This window comes from Liquorilactobacillus sp. (genome assembly GCF_047719775.1).
In the GTDB taxonomy this organism is placed as follows: Bacteria; Bacillota; Bacilli; order Lactobacillales; family Lactobacillaceae; genus Liquorilactobacillus.
On record NZ_JBDNTS010000005.1, the window covers coordinates 113,629 to 129,832 of the forward strand.

The 16,204-nt window shown below is 36.6% G+C and carries 14 protein-coding genes and 1 tRNA gene; 11 read left to right on the plus strand and 4 right to left on the minus strand.

Annotated features, from left to right (window positions below; genetic code table 11):
- Positions 1–9 precede the first annotated feature (9 nt).
- The 4 genes from ABF682_RS04175 to ABF682_RS04190 all read left to right on the plus strand — a co-directional run bounded on the left by ABF682_RS04175 (position 10) and on the right by ABF682_RS04190 (position 5,570).
- Entirely contained in the window at positions 10–2,214 is a 2,205-nt protein-coding gene (locus ABF682_RS04175) for a copper-translocating P-type ATPase (RefSeq protein WP_415619090.1), read from the plus strand.
- Between the two features lie 13 nt (positions 2,215–2,227).
- Positions 2,228–4,480 carry a heavy metal translocating P-type ATPase gene (locus ABF682_RS04180; RefSeq protein ID WP_415619091.1) on the plus strand — a complete coding sequence of 751 codons (2,253 nt, stop codon included), beginning with the start codon at positions 2,228–2,230 and terminating at the stop codon, positions 4,478–4,480.
- Positions 4,481–4,502: 22 nt separating this feature from the next.
- Positions 4,503–4,700 (plus strand): heavy-metal-associated domain-containing protein, encoded by a 198-nt coding sequence (locus tag ABF682_RS04185; protein ID WP_289979416.1) that lies wholly within the window; start codon positions 4,503–4,505, stop codon positions 4,698–4,700.
- A gap of 336 nt (positions 4,701–5,036) precedes the next feature.
- Positions 5,037–5,570 carry a M20/M25/M40 family metallo-hydrolase gene (locus ABF682_RS04190; protein ID WP_415619092.1) on the plus strand — a complete coding sequence of 178 codons (534 nt, stop codon included), beginning with the start codon at positions 5,037–5,039 and terminating at the stop codon, positions 5,568–5,570.
- Positions 5,571–5,905: 335 nt separating this feature from the next.
- Here the strand turns inward: ABF682_RS04190 and ABF682_RS04195 are convergent, their stop codons facing one another.
- On the minus strand, positions 5,906–7,066 hold the full coding sequence (locus ABF682_RS04195; protein WP_415619093.1) for a PucR family transcriptional regulator: 1,161 nt from the start codon (positions 7,064–7,066) through the stop codon (positions 5,906–5,908).
- Positions 7,067–7,138: 72 nt separating this feature from the next.
- Between ABF682_RS04195 and ABF682_RS04200 the strand changes: the two genes are divergently transcribed.
- The 4 genes from ABF682_RS04200 to ABF682_RS04215 are packed head-to-tail and all read left to right on the plus strand — an operon-like array spanning position 7,139 to position 10,867.
- Positions 7,139–8,500 (plus strand): aspartate aminotransferase family protein, encoded by a 1,362-nt coding sequence (locus tag ABF682_RS04200; protein WP_415619094.1) that lies wholly within the window; start codon positions 7,139–7,141, stop codon positions 8,498–8,500.
- A gap of 40 nt (positions 8,501–8,540) precedes the next feature.
- Positions 8,541–9,263 carry an amino acid ABC transporter ATP-binding protein gene (locus ABF682_RS04205; RefSeq protein WP_415619106.1) on the plus strand — a complete coding sequence of 241 codons (723 nt, stop codon included), beginning with the start codon at positions 8,541–8,543 and terminating at the stop codon, positions 9,261–9,263.
- 16 nt (positions 9,264–9,279) lie between these two features.
- Complete coding sequence (locus tag ABF682_RS04210) at positions 9,280–9,978, plus strand: amino acid ABC transporter permease (protein ID WP_415619095.1); 699 nt, start codon at positions 9,280–9,282, stop codon at positions 9,976–9,978.
- 16 nt (positions 9,979–9,994) lie between these two features.
- Entirely contained in the window at positions 9,995–10,867 is an 873-nt protein-coding gene (locus tag ABF682_RS04215; protein WP_289979405.1) for a substrate-binding periplasmic protein, read from the plus strand.
- Between the two features lie 213 nt (positions 10,868–11,080).
- Here ABF682_RS04215 and ABF682_RS04220 read toward each other — a convergent pair whose 3' ends face one another.
- Together ABF682_RS04220 and ABF682_RS04225 are read right to left on the minus strand one after the other, a co-directional pair.
- Entirely contained in the window at positions 11,081–11,596 is a 516-nt protein-coding gene (locus ABF682_RS04220) for a methylated-DNA--[protein]-cysteine S-methyltransferase (RefSeq protein ID WP_289979402.1), read from the minus strand.
- Positions 11,597–11,694: 98 nt separating this feature from the next.
- Positions 11,695–12,069 (minus strand): DUF4828 domain-containing protein, encoded by a 375-nt coding sequence (locus tag ABF682_RS04225; protein ID WP_415619096.1) that lies wholly within the window; start codon positions 12,067–12,069, stop codon positions 11,695–11,697.
- Between the two features lie 259 nt (positions 12,070–12,328).
- Between ABF682_RS04225 and ABF682_RS04230 the strand changes: the two genes are divergently transcribed.
- The 3 genes from ABF682_RS04230 (at position 12,329) to ABF682_RS04240 (ending at position 14,934) form a co-directional block, all read left to right on the plus strand.
- Positions 12,329–13,336, plus strand: coding sequence for a Gfo/Idh/MocA family protein (locus tag ABF682_RS04230; protein WP_415619097.1), 1,008 nt, complete (start codon positions 12,329–12,331; stop codon positions 13,334–13,336).
- An 89-nt stretch (positions 13,337–13,425) separates the two neighbouring features.
- Positions 13,426–14,700, plus strand: a complete 1,275-nt coding sequence (locus ABF682_RS04235; protein WP_415619098.1) for a DEAD/DEAH box helicase — start codon at positions 13,426–13,428, stop codon at positions 14,698–14,700.
- 160 nt (positions 14,701–14,860) lie between these two features.
- A tRNA-Arg gene (locus ABF682_RS04240) sits at positions 14,861–14,934 on the plus strand.
- Between the two features lie 63 nt (positions 14,935–14,997).
- Here the strand turns inward: ABF682_RS04240 and ABF682_RS04245 are convergent.
- Positions 14,998–16,131: a tyrosine-type recombinase/integrase gene (locus ABF682_RS04245; protein ID WP_415614973.1), complete on the minus strand. Its 1,134-nt coding sequence runs from the start codon at positions 16,129–16,131 to the stop codon at positions 14,998–15,000.
- Positions 16,132–16,204 lie beyond the last annotated feature (73 nt).

A 16,204-nucleotide genomic window follows, 5' to 3' on the forward strand; every position in this document is an offset into this window, starting at 1 on the left:
GTTGAGCATATGAAGAATGATGATGAAAAAAATTTGAAGCTGAAAGGCCATGAGATGTCAGGAATGAATCACGATAAGATGGAGCATCATAACATGTCAGGAATGAATCACGGTAAGATGGAGCATCATAACATGTCAGGAATGAATCACGGTAAGATGGAGCATCATAACATGTCGGGAATGAATCACGATAAGATGGACCATCATGAGATGTCAGGAATGGACCACAGTCAAATGAACAATGAGATGGGGTCTATGCATCACATGGGTAATCTCAAAGGGAAATTTTGGATTTCATTTATTGTGGCTTTACCGATATTTGTACTCTCGTCATTTATGGGAATTGAACTTCCTTTTGATTTATCATTTACTGGATCAGACTGGTTAGTTTTGTTCTTAGGAACATTTCTTTTCTTCTATGGTGGGCAGCCATTTTATACAGGAGCATGGCAGGAAATAAAAGAAAAAAATCCAGCAATGATGATGCTGATTACAATGGGAATTAGTGTAGCTTATATCTATAGTTTGTACGCTTTTATCATGAATCATTTTGTTACTGGGATGCCACATGTAATGGACTTCTTTTGGGAATTAGCAAGTTTGATTGTCATCATGTTATTAGGACACTGGATTGAGATGAATGCCACAATGAACGCGGGTAATGCGCTTGAGAAGATGGCAGCTCTGTTGCCCGGTGAAGCACATGTATTTGAAGACGGTGAAACACATGATGTAATGTTGAGCGAGTTGCAAGAAGGGCAGCAGATTAAAGTTTTAGCGGGAGAGAAAATACCAGCTGACGGGAAGGTTGTCGATGGTATGAGCTCTGTGAATGAATCGTTGGTAACTGGTGAGTCCAAGTTGGTTTTGAAGAAAAAGCAGGATAAAGTTATTGGTGGTTCCTTGAATGGAGATGGGACACTTCTTGTTGCTGTTACTGGAACTGGTGAAAATGGTTATTTGGCACAGGTCAGCAAACTTGTTGGTCAAGCACAGCAAGATAAATCAAAGGCTGAATCTATTGCCGATCGGGTGTCAAAGTGGTTATTTTATGCCGCATTGGTAATTGGGATTATTGCCTTTTTAGTTTGGTTGAATCTCGCAGACATGAGCACTGCACTTAATCGGACCGTTGCGGTGTTAGTCATTGCCTGTCCGCATGCGTTAGGATTAGCTATTCCGCTTGTTGTTTCTAGAAGTACCTCGTTGGCAGCAACGCATGGATTACTAATTCGAAACAGGACAGCTTTAGAACAAGTCAAGCACTTGGATATCGTTTTAATGGATAAAACGGGGACTTTAACTGAGGGTGCTTTTAAGGTAAATGAAGTTAAAAGCTTACATTCAAATTATTCAGATAACGAAATTTTGAGTTTAATGGCACAACTTGAAGCAAATTCAAGCCATCCGCTGGCAGCAGGTATTCTCGCAGAAGTAAGGGAAAGAAAGTTAAAAGCAGGTTCGGCAGCTAATGTTCAGACGATTAAGGGTGTGGGTGTCACAGGTACAATTGGTGGTCATGAATACAGTATTGTAACGGCAAGTTATTTGAAAAAAAATAATATTGATTTTAAGCAAGCACAATTTACCGACTTGGCCCAAAAAGGAAATTCAATTAGTTACTTGATAAGCAATCAAAAAGTTCTGGGCCTTGCTGCACAGGGCGATCAAATTAAGCCAGAGTCAAAGTCTTTTATTGCAGAGCTGCACAAATTAGGGATTGAACCCGTTATGTTAACCGGTGATAATGAGTTGGCTGCACAAAAAATTGCGCAACAACTTGGTGAAATTACTGTCAAGGCAGACTTGAAACCGGAAGCTAAGGAAAAGATTGTTAGACAGTATCAAAATGAAGGCCATAATGTGATGATGATTGGTGATGGGGTTAACGATGCTCCAAGCTTAGCGAGGGCCAACATTGGTATTGCAATTGGCGCAGGAACCGATGTGGCAATTGATTCAGCAGATGTAATCTTGGTTAAGAGTAATCCAAAAGATGTTTTGGACTTCTTGTATCTTGCAAAGGCAACAAATCGCAAAATGGTTGAAAATCTATGGTGGGGTGCCGGGTATAATATTATTGCATTACCATTAGCAGCTGGGCTTCTTGCCGGAATAGGCTTTGTTTTGAGCCCAGCAGTTGGGGCAATTGTAATGTCACTTTCGACGGTTATTGTTGCTTTGAACGCAATGACATTGAAGATTGCGAGATAGAGGTGAATAATCAATGAAAAGTGAAGATTATGCAATTGATGGAATGGTGTGCGCATCATGTTCGTTGACAATCGAAAAAGCAGTTAGCAAGCTAATAGGTGTGTCTGATGTTAGTGTAAATTTGACAACTGAAAAGATGAATGTGGTGTATGAGCCAGAATCACTTGATAAGCAAAAAATTGTTTCGACGGTTATTGCAGCAGGTTACGGCGCCAAGTTACTCGTTGGAACATCTGATGAGATCGAACAACAGACATTTAGCAAAGAACGACAAATAAATAAACTATGGAGTCAATTTGTCTATTCCGCTATCCTTACAGTTCCACTTTTATATATTGCAATGGGCTCAATGTTGGGATTTTGGCTGCCTGATTTTATGCGGTCTGATTCTAACCCACGGCTTTTTGTTGCTGTTGAACTGATATTGGCAATTCCTGTGGTTATCTTGAATTTTGATTATTACAGAATTGGATTCAAAACTTTGTTAAAAGGGCATCCCAATATGGATTCACTTGTTGCTCTAGGATCAGGTGCTGCGCTAGTGTACAGTGTTTTTGGAACAACTCAAGTTTTTTTAGGTAAGTATAGTTACTCTGATACCTTATACTATGAGGCTGCAGGAACAATTCTGACATTAATTACACTAGGAAAATATTTTGAAACAGTTTCAAAGGGAAAAACTTCAACAGCAATAAAGAAACTGTTGGATTTAGCACCTAAAACTGCAAACGTAATAGTTGATGGCCGGGAAGAAGAGCGACTTCTAGCTGACATAAAGATCGAAAATATTGTTATTGTACGTCCAGGACAGAAGATTCCAGTTGATGGCCAGATTATTGAAGGAAATTCAACTGTTGATGAATCATTATTGACAGGTGAAAGCATGCCAGTAACGAAGAAGCTTGGAGATAATGTATTTGGAGGGAGCTTAAATCAAGGAGGTTCCTTCAAGCTTAAAGTCACAAAAAAGCAAAAAGAAACGGTTTTATCCCAAATTATTAAGTTAGTAGAGAATGCACAGGCACAAAAAGCTCCGATTGCAAAAATTGCGGATCGAGTATCCTCATTTTTTGTACCAACGGTAATTATTTTGGCTTTATTAGCTGGGTTTGGATGGTACTTTATTGGTAATGAATCATTTAGCTTTTCTTTGACAATTGCAATTGCCGTTTTAGTAATTGCTTGCCCATGTGCGCTTGGATTAGCAACACCAACGGCAATAATGGTTGGAACAGGCAAGGGTGCGGATAGTGGAGTCTTCTTTAAGAGTGGAACAGCTCTTGAGTCGTTGCAAAATGTCCAAGCTGTTGTATTAGATAAGACTGGGACAATTACAACCGGAATTCCAAGTGTTACTGATATTTTTACTTTTAATAATTTTACAGAAAAAAAAGTTATAGAACTTGCTGCTGCGCTAGAATACAATTCCGAGCATCCTCTTGCAAGGGCGATTATGGCTTATGTGCGGGAGCATGATGTACAGATAAGAGCTGCTTCAGATTTTCAATCAATAGCGGGTAAAGGAATTCAAGCAGTTATTGCTGGAGATACTATTAGTATAGGCAATGAGTCGCTGATGATGGCAAAGCAGATTGATGTATCTCAGATAAAAAAACAAGTTGATGGGTTAGCATTGCAAGGAAAGACACCGTTATTATTAGCATTGGGTACACAATTAGTGGGAATTGTTGCGATTGCAGATTCTATCAAGAGTTCAAGCCGGTCTGCAATTGCTAGATTGCAAGAAGTAGGACTTGAAGTAATTATGATGACTGGCGATAATGCCAAAACTGCATCTGCAATTGCAGAACAGGTCGGGATAGAAATAGTTAAAAGTGAGGTTATGCCTGCGGATAAGGCACAGCAAGTGCAGGCTTTACGGATTGAAGGCAAACGTGTTGCAATGGTTGGCGATGGAATAAATGATGCACCTGCTTTGGCACAAGCCGATGTTGGAATTGCGATTGGTTCAGGAACCGATGTGGCAGTTGCTGCGGCAGATATTGTATTGTTGCATAATGATTTGCTGGATGTTGTCACTGCATATCAGTTAAGCAAGGCAACTATTCGCAATATTAAAGAGAATCTCTTTTGGGCCTTTGCATATAATATATTGGGTATTCCAGTGGCAATGGGAGGACTATTTTTACTTGGTGGGCCATTACTTAACCCAATGATTGCGGGGGCTGCAATGAGTTTTAGTTCGGTTTCAGTTTTATTAAATGCGTTGCGTCTTAGATCTTTTAGGCCGTCTAAAAAAGCGTGAAAAAGAATAAGGAGGGAATATGATGGAAAAAACATATGAAATTACTGGTATGAAGTGCGATGGTTGTGTGAAAAAGGTGACTGAATCTTTTTCAGGAGTTGCTGGAGTAACCAAGGTTGGTGTAAGTCTTGCTAATGCAAATGCAGTTGTTGCAGGTGATTTTGATGAACAAAGTTTAAAAGCAGCGTTGAAGGGTACACATTATAGTATTAAGTTATAAAATGCATGATAGAACTGAAACATATATTTGAAACTGCTGATTGTTGATGACCTAAAAAATTTCTAGGATAAATTGTGGTATATTGAGTCACAGTATAAACATTTACTAAGGATCTGCATAAGTAAAAAGCAGGTTCTTTTTGTGTGATAATTTTGAAAGATAATTTGGCTTTAAAAAGTAAAATGAATAATAGTAATTACTTTTTGAATATTAAATCCAAATTAACTATTGAAATTTAATCTTAATGGAGTAGAATAAAACCTTTCAATATAACACCGTAGTTTTATCATTGCTGATAAACTAGGGTGCTTTTTTGTGTGAGAAAGGTGAATTATCATGGTTAAAGATATACATAATTATGAAAAAAATCAGCTTAACGATTTTCTTGATTATCTTGCAATTCCAAGCGTTTCTGCGGAAAACAAAGGAATTAAAGAAACTAGCGATTGGTTAGTAAAAACTTTTGAACAATTAGGAGCGCAGAAATCTGAAAAATGGGAAAGAAAAGGACAAAATCCATTTGTTTATGCGGAGTTTGAAGGAAAAAGCTCAAAAACAGTTCTATTCTACAACCATTATGATGTGCAGCCCGCACGATCATTAGACGAATGGACGACAGAGCCGTTTAAACTAACTTTTGTTGATGGAAAATTGATTGCTAGAGGAGCTAGTGATGATGAAGATGAACTTATGACGCGGTTAGTAATGGTGAAGTGGTTTCAGGAAAATGGCGGTCTTCCTGTGAATTTGAAATTCTTTGTAGAAGGGGAAGAAGAGATTGGAAGCTTGCACGTTGATGAGACAGTTAAGGAACATGCAAAAGAGCTAGCAGTTGGTGGATTTGTCTGGAAAAATGCATATATAAAATAGGCTGAGTTGAGAGATACTGAGTTGTAATAGTATAAAAAATAGTTGAATTTAATTTTATAAAGTTTTAGAACTACACATAAAAGTCTAGAATTAATTTTGATAATGAGATTAGCAAAAGCTGTTCTCAGTCAGAATTAATCCTAGATTTTTTATACACATTTTTTGAATGATAACGTTATTTTTTTTAAAAATAAGTTTAAGGGAGATAAAAATGAAAAAAGAAAAGTGAATTTGTGCTCCAGCACAAATTTTCAATAGTATATTTATGCTTCGATACATGTCACATTATGAATAATTATGATAATATGCTTACAACGAAAAGGAGATGGGAAAAATTATAAAATATCCATAATGTGAAATGCAAGTATTAGTTTAAAACGTTCTTCGTTCTCATCAAGATTTACACCCAATAAATCTCTGATACGTTTGATACGATAATTAATTGTGTTTCGATGGGTATATGTTTTTTCAGAAACAGCTTTAACACTACAGTTCTCTTGTAGATATAGTTTGAGAAGATCTAAGTATTGAGTACCAGTTTCTTGATCATATTTCAAAAGAGGTTCCAATGTTTTTAGGGCACTATCTTCAAGAAGCTGATAATTATTAACGGCTAAAATGAGTTCATTTATCCCATTGTCTTCAAAAAAGCAAACTGAACTTGAAGATTTTTTATGCATATGAGACTTAACATATTCAATTTGTTTGTATGAACGATGCAATTCAAAAATGGATGAAGCTGTTGAACTTACACTGATGTTGAAATGATATTCCTTGAAATTAATTTTCAGCATTTTATCAATTGAGTTAGCAAATTCTGAAATATTGGTTGCACTATTAATCACGATGAAGAAGGAACTATCATAATCGAAAATACAGTTAATGAATGCAAACTTATTTAGTTCAACCTCAACTTTAAGCCGAAGTTTTCCATAAAGTTTAGAATCAATCTTTAAAATATTCAGGTCATTACTGTTAATCGCGAGAATAGTGTAATCGGAATGTAGGTCGAAATTGTTTCTTTCAAGTTGTCGCTCGAATGTTTCAGGTGCGTTAGGATGAAAGATTGCATTCTTGACGCTTCCCATAAGACTATATGATAATTGTTCACTTGCAAAAATTCGGTTGCAATAGTCTCTAATTATATCAATTAAATGCACTTTCCAAGGGACTGTGATTAGAGGAAAATTTTCTCTACCACAATGATCAATTATGTTCTTGGGAATATCGTTAATAAATTGCCCTGTGTTAATAATTAGGGCAGTTGCCCCAGAGGAGATTACCTTTTGGACATACTCAAAAAGCCAAGAGTCGGAACTCTTTCCTATTCCAGTAGTTATAACAATCTCGTTTCCGTGCAGATAATCCATAGTGTCTATATTTTCCAGGATATGGACCCAGCTAAACAATTTATCTAGGCCAGTACTGCCGGTTATGAGATTCATTTCATATTTTTCTTTAGTTGCATAATAGACTGATCTGAAATTTATAGCCATTTTTACACCAACTTTTTTTGTTTATCATTATATATCTAATATTTTACAAGTCAATGGAAGAAGGAATTATAGATGTTGAGTACAAGATTGCCAAAAATTATAACTAAACAGTTACCAGGTCCTAAAGCAAATGTAATATTAGATGAACGAAAAAAATATGTTCCTAATTCTGTGGGCTGTGTGTATCCTGTAGTGATTGAAAATTCAGAAGGTGCAATTATTCAAGATCCAGATGGAAATTTATTTTTGGACTGGGTAGGCGGAGTGGGCGTCTTAAATGTAGGACATACAAATCCACGTGTTGTTAAAGCGGTAAAAAAACAAAGTGAGAAATACCTGCACGGAATGTTCAATATAGTTACACATAAAGGGTATACAATGTTGGCACAAAAGCTTGCCGAAATTGCTCCAGTTAAGAAACAAAAAGATGTAAAAGTATTTTTTGCAAATAGTGGTGCAGAAGTAAATGAAAATGCCATCAAAATCGCGAAAGTATATACAAGTAGGCCGAATATAATTGTTTTTTCAGGTGCATTTCATGGACGTACATTATTGACAATGACAATGACATCAAAAAAAGCATATGCAAAAGGCACAGGCCCATTGGCTGATGGAATATTTAGGGCAGATTTTCCTAATATGTATCGTTTGCCAAAGGGAATAGGAGAAGAAGATGCACTTGAATATTATCTAGCTAAAATAAATCAGATTTTTGAAGAAGAGTCGGCTGCTGACCAAGTCGCTGCAATTGTCCTTGAACCAATTCAAGGAGAAGGCGGATTTATTCCTGCACCATTAAAATGGGTCGAAGCGCTGCGAAAGATTTGTGATGACAATGGAATCTTATTAATTGCAGATGAGGTACAAAGTGGTTTTGCAAGAACAGGAAGAATGTTTGCTTCAAATTATTGGCAAGAAGCAGGATTTGCACCAGACATCTTAACCGTAGCTAAGTCAATTGCTGGTGGATTACCGTTAGGCGGTGTAATTGCAAGAAAGGAAATAATGGATAGTGTACCACAGGGTGTAATTGGAGGCACATTTGGAGGAAATGCAGTTGCGTGTGCGGCGGCACTTGAAGTCTTGGAGATCATTAAGGATGAGGATTTAATAACCAGAGCACAAAAAATTGGGGCACGCTGCAAAAAAGAATTCTTGGAATGGAAAACAAGATATTCAGTTATCGGAGATGTCCGAGGATGGGGCGCAATGATTGGGATTGAGTTTGTTGAAAATCAAGAGACTAAGAAGCCTGCTACTAAATTTGTGAATGCTTTAATTCAACTTTGTGTTTCAAAGGGATTAATTATAGAAAATGCAGGGGTGCATGGAAATGTAATTCGCTTCTTAGCTCCCTTAGTGATAACAGATGACCAATTAAATGTTGGTCTAACAATTTTAGAGGAATCAATTGAGGAATTAAGTGTTAAGTAAAATATCCTGGTTTAGGAGGTGTACAGAAATGGAAGAAACGATGATGTCTGTTAGGAGTATTTCAAAAAGTTATGGCTCAAATTTGGTTTTGAAAGATGTCAGTATGAATATAAAAAAAGGAGAGGTAGTTTGTATTATTGGGCCATCTGGTTCAGGAAAGAGTACATTTTTAAGATGTTTAAATTTACTTGAAATACCAACGGCTGGCGATATTATCTTTCAAAATCAAAGTATCCTAAATGGGAAAATCAAAGTAAATAAGTATCGGCAAAGTGTAGGAATGGTATTTCAGGGATATTACTTATTCAACTTAAAAAAAGTACTGGACAACATAACAATGGCACCGAGAAGTTTAAACAAGAAGAAGAAAGAATTGGCTGAAGAAGAAGCCTGCGAGCTATTGAATAAGGTAGGTCTGCTTGAGAAAAAAGATGTATATCCCGTTTCTTTGTCTGGAGGTCAAAAGCAGCGTGTGGCGATTGCAAGAGCACTTGCAATGAATCCAGAACTTCTGTTATTTGATGAACCAACTTCAGCATTGGATCCAGAGTTGGTTGGGGAGGTTTTAAAGGTTATAAAAAAGTTGGCTAACGATGGGATGACAATGATTGTGGTTACACATGAGATGGGGTTTGCGCGTGATGTCGCTGATCGAGTGATTTTTATGGAGGGTGGATACATAGTGGAGCAAGGGACTCCAAGTGAAATTTTTGAAAATCCTCAAAATCTCAGAACTCAAGAATTTCTCGCTCGTATTCTGTAAAGAAAGGATTTTTTGCATGAATTTAAACTGGACAGATGCTTTTAATAATTTAGTTCCATCACTCTTACAAGGTGTAGTGGTTGTATTACAAACAACGATTTCTAGTTTTCTGATTGCGGTAGTAGTAGGTTTGCTAGTGGCAATTTGCAGGCTTACACAATTAAAGATTGTCAAGTACTTTTTTGCTACGATTGTGGAAATTGTTAGGGGAACTCCGCTGCTTGTACAACTTTTCTATATTTACTATGTTGTACCATTAATACTCGATAGTATATTAAAGTCAATGGGCAATAGTAGTGCTAATATTCAATTTTCAGCGGTGGCTGCAGGGATTGCAGGACTTTCAATTAATTATGGAGCTTATATTTCTGAAGTGTTTCGTTCTGCTATTCTCTCAATTGATGAGGGACAGAAGGAATCAGGCCTAGCACTTGGCTTTACTTATTACCAGGTTTTATGGAAGATAATCATTCCGCAGGCGTTTACAAATAGTATTCCTGTGTTGGGTAATTATCTGGTAATGATGATAAAAGATACATCATTATTAGCTATCATTTCAGTGAGTGAGCTTCTATTGCGAACACAAACATATGCATCACAAACATTTGAAACAATCGAATCATATACAATTTTGGCTGTTGTATATCTATTATTAAGCTTGCCTTTATCGCAGTTGATGAAATTATTAGAGAAAAAAATGAAAATTCTGCACTAAAAAAGGAGATAGTTGTATGAAGAAAAAGATATTATTATCATTATTGGGTATTTTATCACTATTATTATTTATAACTGCTTGTTCTTCAGACAAAAACAGTTCAACAAGTTCTTCAACAGCGTCAGGTACAGATACTCTTGCAAAGATTAAGAAAAAGGGCGTACTTGTTGTTGGCTCATCTAATGATGCACCATTTGCTTACATTGACACAAAAACAAAGAAATTTACGGGCATTGATGCAGACATTATCAAGGAGATTGCAAAGCGTATTGGAATAAAGAAGGTTGAGATGAAGCAAGTTCCGTTTGAAAATCTTCTGGTCGAATTGGACAAGGGTTCAATAGATATGGTGACAGATGCTATGTATATAAAAAAGGATCGTCTCCAAAAAGCTGCTTTTACAGACGTATGGTATAAAGAAGGAGATGCGGTTGTAATTCCCAAAAATTCGAGTATCAATTCGTTAGCGGATCTAAAAGGCAAGGTTATTGGTGCACAAAAAGGGACAGCATTTCTAGAAATTGCAGAAAAATGGAAGAAAGAAGGGATGGTTAAGGATGTTCAAGTATATGGGAAACAAACTGAATTAATGTTGGCTGTTGATACTGGTAAAATTGCAGCCTGTGTTACTGATGGGATAGTTGCAGATTACACTCTTTCCAAGGATTCATCACTATCACTTAAATTGTTGGGTTCATACAAATCTGAGGCTACTGGACAAATTGGGGCGGCAGTGGATTTCTCTGATAAGTCATTGCTGAATGCGACAAATAAAGCATTGAATAAGATGAAAAAAGATGGAACTCTTAAGAAGATTCTCGCTAAATATGGTCTGTCTGATAAATATATGGTAAGTGTATCAGATGGGATAACAAAAAATATTAAGTAGGAGTTTGCTAAGAGGATGATACTCTACAGAAAGAAGCAGATATGACAGAGTGAGGGGACATAAGCTGGGAGAATTTCGAATTAGATGGATAATCTTGACTGACGTATGGAACACGTTTGACCTGAATAAATAAATAAGGTTAGGCCAAAAGTTAAATTTTGACCCAACCTTATTTATTATGGATAAGTCTATTTGAACATTACTAACTTAAACCTAAAACAAGACAATATCCCTATTTTCGAGACCTAAAAGAAATTCTTTTCGCGCTTTTCCACCTGCGTAGCCTCCAAGAGAACCACTAGCATTTATTACTCGATGGCAAGGGATTATGATTGCAATCTTATTAGCCCCATTTGCATTTCCAACCGCCTGTGATTTACCAGAACTACCAAGACGCTCTGCAATTTTCTTGTAAGTAAGAAATTCACCAGGATGGGTATCTTGCAAGATATGCCAGACTTGTTTTTGAAACGATGTTCCGTTAAGAACTAAAGGAATCGAAAAAAAACTTATTTCCCTGCGGAAGTATGCAGCAAGTTGTTTTTTTAAAGTTAGATAAATGGCCGTGTTTTCTTCAATCAATTCGGCTTTATAAAATTTGGTCACTTGCTGTATTCGCAAATCTAGTTTTTTTGAATCAGTGAATTGTAGTAAATATAGGTAGTTATCATCACTAATACTAACCATTTTACCGATTGGGGTGTCTATGTAATTAGTGAATAATTTCATTGAATTAAACCTCCTGCGAACATAGGAAAAGAGCAGAGAATGATGGATATATCAGCAATTTATCTTATTGCTTAAGCACTGAAAAATTAGATGCTAGGTTAACCATTTATCTTAATAACTGGATAAACACGATTATCGGCCTCGTCAAATAAACTTACAGGATGTTTTTCAGTGGCATCAAGACGTAGGTGATAACCATATTTATCGATGAAGGTTAATTCTTTATCATCTAGTTTTGTTATTTTTCCAGGTAACTTACGACCATCAATGAGTACATTGAGTGTGGCATCAATCTCAAGCATATGGACTTTCCCACTGAATTCATCCGTAAAATTCCATTTGCCCACGTAGAAGGTAGGCAAGGTTTCTGCTGACTTCTTCTTAAATAGGACGAGAGGGTTGAAATGGTTGCGCAGGCTGAATCTTGAAGTAGCATGTTGTTTATGATTCATTGATAATTGCGCTCCTCTCACTAATCTTAAAAATAACTTTAATTGATTTCAAGATATAATATAACATTTAAGTGTTAAATAAAGTAGTATTTAAACAGATTTTAACAGCATTATATTCTTTTTGAAATAAGATTGTATTATCTGAAAAATTTTGATAACAATTGAATTATAGTAGGATTTTTTTGAATATAAGCAATTAACTATTCCTACAGAGATATACTCCATCTCTTTTTTTTGCTACAATAGTTTTGAGAAAGCGATTCACAAAGGAGGAGTTTTCATGTTGAAGTTAGGGGTAATAGGTACAGGATGGATTACGAAACAATTTGTTGAAGCTGCACGAGAAAATGGTTCGTGGGAACTGACCAGTGTTTTCTCGCGTTCAATTGAAAAGGCTGAACAATTTGGGCATGAATTTTCGGAAAATGTTAAGGGATATCGGGACTTATATCAATTCTTTTCTGAAGGAGATTTTGAGGTTGTTTATATTGCCTCTCCTAATAGCTTACATTTTGAACAAAGCAGACAGGCAATCTTGGCAGGCAAGCATGTGATTGTTGAAAAGCCTGCTTGTTCAAATCCCGCTGAAATGAAGGTTTTACAAAGGCTGTTACGCAGATATAATAATATCTATTACTTTGAAGCAGCAAGACATTTTCATGAGCCGAATTTCTTAAAGGTCAAAGAAACAGTTAAACAGATGGATACCATTCAAGGTGCAACACTAACTTATATGAAGTATTCTTCCAAGTATGATGATTTTTTAGCAGGTAATGAACCAAATGTTTTCTCGTTAGATTTTTCAGGCGGAGCATTACAAGATTTGGGAGTGTATCTTGTATATGATGCTGTTAGTTGGTTTGGACTTCCAGACAGTGTGAGTTACACAGCAACTAAGCTGCGAAATGGAATTGATGGTAAGGGATTGGCATTGCTAAACTATCCAAAATATACAGTAACTTTAAATGTAGGTAAAACTGCTAATTCATATTTGACAAGTGAAATATATGGACTTAGAGAAACTATTATTATGGACAATGCAGCAGATCTTGCTGATATTCAATCCGTTGATGGAACTACAAAACAAGTGTTAACACAAAAGTCAGCTATTAATCCAATGGCTGCTGAGGTGGCAGCCTTTGCAAGTATTTTACAAGATCCATTGTCACTGGATAATAAGCAAAAGATGGAAGATTGGTTAGCGGTCAGTGTACAAGTTAATCGTGTATTATATGATTTAAGATCAAGTGCAAAGATTGCATTTAGGGCAGATAAAGAATTTAGATAGGGAAATTTGACAAAAAACAGAAATTTTCAAGTGATTTGAAGCTCAGCTAGAAAAATTTGACTTTTGTCATATTCTCAGAAGAGGGAAAGATGTATTCAAAATTTGAAGATAATTTTAAAGAACAAGGTTTTATAAAACCAACATTAATTCAAGAGCGGGTATATGAACCACTCAAGGAAGGGAAAAGTGTATTGGGGCTCGCTCCAACAGGCTCTGGTAAGACCTTGGCCTACTTATTGCCGCTTTTTGAACGAATTGATAAAGCTCAAGGAGTTCAGTTAGTAATAGTTGCGCCTTCACAAGAATTGGCCGCACAAATTACTGAAGTAGCCAGGCAATGGGCAAAACTTGTCGATCTAACAGTCCTTTCATTGATTGGAGGCGCAAATGTAAAGCGTCAAATTGAAAAACTGAAGAAGGCACCCGAAGTTGTAATTGGAACACCTGGGAGAATGCTTGAATTAGCGGAAAATAAGAAGTTAAAGTTGCATAATGCTAAAGCATTTGTATTTGATGAAGCAGATGATTTGTTAACCGAACAGACTTTAGTTGCATGTCGTTCATTATTAAGCCATGCACCTGGAATTGTGCAACTTGCATTTTTTTCAGCTACTAAGTCAGAGATGTTCGATCAGTTGCATCAATGGTTTGGAACCGAGGTTGAACTTTTTGATGTACGTGCAGATGATCAAACTCAAGGTGAGGTTGAGCACTTTCTGGTAGAAACGCCTGTCAGGAAAAGAATTGAGACTTTGCGTAAACTCTCCAATCTTGAAGGATTCAGTGCTCTGGTATTCTTCAAAAAGGTTACTGAAATTGAGAATGCAGCGGATAAGTTAAAATACTTGGGTGCTAAAGTCGCTGTATTAGAAGGACAGCAGCGTCAAGTGGAACGTGAAAAAGCCTTGCGTCAGCTGCGCAAAGGTGAGATTAGTTTATTATTGACAACAGATGTTGCGGCGCGGGGACTTGATATTGAAGGACTCCCTGCGGTTATTAATTACGATTTACCAAAAGATAGTAATACGTATATTCATCGTGTTGGTCGAACCGGTAGAATGGGTGCAAGCGGAATTGTAATTAATCTGGGTAATGAACATGATTTGCGGAACTTTCGTCAATTGATACACTCCGAAGATTACGAGTTGCATTTTGGAACTGTCTATCGTGGGGCGCTGTTGCGGACAGAAGAGTTACCAGATGATGTCAGGGAATCGCAACCAACTAAGCAAAGAGTTGAGTCTACTACACCTCGTAAGAAGAAAAAAGCAGTTCCTCCTGTTGTGGTCGAGAAAAAAAAGCACAAGAAAAGAAAAAGAGACCAGTTGAATAAAGGAAAGCACCATAAGAAAGAAAATCAATAACCAGATGATAAGTTTGGGAGAACAGAATATATTGATACGTAATTAACGAAACAAAGCAGGTCAAAATGCTCATTATGTTATAGCCACTAATGTGGTAAACTATTGACTTTACGGAATTATCTTCATATACTTGTATAGTTAGTAATTTACCTGTTGGTATGCGCTTGTAGCTCAGCAGGATAGAGCGACCGCCTCCTAAGCGGTAGGTCATCGGTTCGATTCCGATCAAGCGCATTTTTAATAATTATTAGAAATCAAGAATGCCTTTAAACCAACGAATTCAACCTACATTAACCATTAAATACCATTAATAAATACCACTTTGTTGTCCAGTTGTTGTCCTCCTAAATGGTCTATTAAGGATTCAATTTTATCGTCGCTGCGGGCTTTGTACTCATCAATCAGATAGGCATATTTTTTAACTGTTGTCGTCATGTCTGAGTGACCAAGCCTCTTACTAATGGCATATATATCAACACCTTTAAATAAAAGATAAGCGACATGTGAGTGACGCAGACTATGAAAATGAAAGTTTTTCTTCTTTAAACCGCATTCCTCTAATAGCGCACGCAGTTTTATATTCACAGCATTGGAACTTGGAATGGTGCTTTGATCGTTTTCAAATACCATTTTATAGTTGTTTGTTTTGAGTTGCTTCAAATATCCCAACAGTGTTTTGTTAACTCTGACAGTGCGGTAAGAGCAACTTGTCTTAGGCTTTTTGAAGCCTCCGCCTTCTTGGTAGTTCCATGCTTTGTTAATTGAAATAGTGTGGCGCTCAAAGTTTATATCTTTCCATGTGAGTGCTTGAATTTCTCCTAAACGCATTCCAGTGTAAATCGCTGTTAGTATCATATATCGGCTTGTAAAACGTGGAGAAAGCTTACTAGCAGTCATATTTATAAGCTGATTTATTTCAGATACATTAAGGTATTCAACTCGTAAAGTTCTTTCACTGTCATAAACTAGCTCAACGTCAGTAGTAAAGTCCTTGGTAATGATGTCGTCAAAGATTGCTGCTCGTATGCATGCTTTAACTGTGCTGTTAGTTTTTTGCATGGTATCTTTTGAATGGTTCTTACCAAAAACGTTAATGAATTTTTGGTAGTGATTCCTCTTTATGCTTTGCAGCTTTTGGTTGCCGAAATATTTTTTGATAATGCTCGAAGTAACCCGGTACCTATTTAATGTAGATGCTGCTACTCTGTTTTCTTTATACGTTTTATACCAATTATCAAAGTACTCAGAAAAAACTACATCACGCTTGGCAACTATGACGCTTCCGTTTTGAGACTCAATTTTGGCAGCATATACCTTAGCTTCGCTTTTTGTTGAAAACCCACTTTTAGACATTTGCCTGAGTTTTCCGTTTTGATCTCGCTTTGAAACTGTCACTTTCCAACCAGTACTCATTTTACGGTAGCTTGCCATAATATTTCACCTCCTTTATAATTAATAAGAGCGTAAGCTCCCTTAGTAATCTGTTAGCGCATCCTTGGCTTGG

Excerpts from the sequence above, each read along its gene's own strand:
- ABF682_RS04180 (WP_415619091.1), top strand. The coding sequence starts at position 2,228 with ATGAAAAGTGAAGATTATGCAATTGATGGAATGGTGTGCGCATCATGT.
- ABF682_RS04205 (WP_415619106.1), top strand. The coding sequence starts at position 8,541 with ATGATGTCTGTTAGGAGTATTTCAAAAAGTTATGGCTCAAATTTGGTT.
- ABF682_RS04195 (WP_415619093.1), bottom strand. The coding sequence starts at position 7,066 with ATGGCTATAAATTTCAGATCAGTCTATTATGCAACTAAAGAAAAATAT.
- ABF682_RS04235 (WP_415619098.1), top strand. The coding sequence starts at position 13,426 with ATGTATTCAAAATTTGAAGATAATTTTAAAGAACAAGGTTTTATAAAA.
- ABF682_RS04215 (WP_289979405.1), top strand. The coding sequence starts at position 9,995 with ATGAAGAAAAAGATATTATTATCATTATTGGGTATTTTATCACTATTA.
- ABF682_RS04200 (WP_415619094.1), top strand. The coding sequence starts at position 7,139 with ATGTTGAGTACAAGATTGCCAAAAATTATAACTAAACAGTTACCAGGT.
- ABF682_RS04190 (WP_415619092.1), top strand. The coding sequence starts at position 5,037 with ATGGTTAAAGATATACATAATTATGAAAAAAATCAGCTTAACGATTTT.
- ABF682_RS04245 (WP_415614973.1), bottom strand. The coding sequence starts at position 16,131 with ATGGCAAGCTACCGTAAAATGAGTACTGGTTGGAAAGTGACAGTTTCA.
- ABF682_RS04230 (WP_415619097.1), top strand. The coding sequence starts at position 12,329 with ATGTTGAAGTTAGGGGTAATAGGTACAGGATGGATTACGAAACAATTT.
- ABF682_RS04220 (WP_289979402.1), bottom strand. The coding sequence starts at position 11,596 with ATGAAATTATTCACTAATTACATAGACACCCCAATCGGTAAAATGGTT.
- ABF682_RS04210 (WP_415619095.1), top strand. The coding sequence starts at position 9,280 with ATGAATTTAAACTGGACAGATGCTTTTAATAATTTAGTTCCATCACTC.
- ABF682_RS04175 (WP_415619090.1), top strand. The coding sequence starts at position 10 with ATGAAGAATGATGATGAAAAAAATTTGAAGCTGAAAGGCCATGAGATG.
- ABF682_RS04185 (WP_289979416.1), top strand. The coding sequence starts at position 4,503 with ATGGAAAAAACATATGAAATTACTGGTATGAAGTGCGATGGTTGTGTG.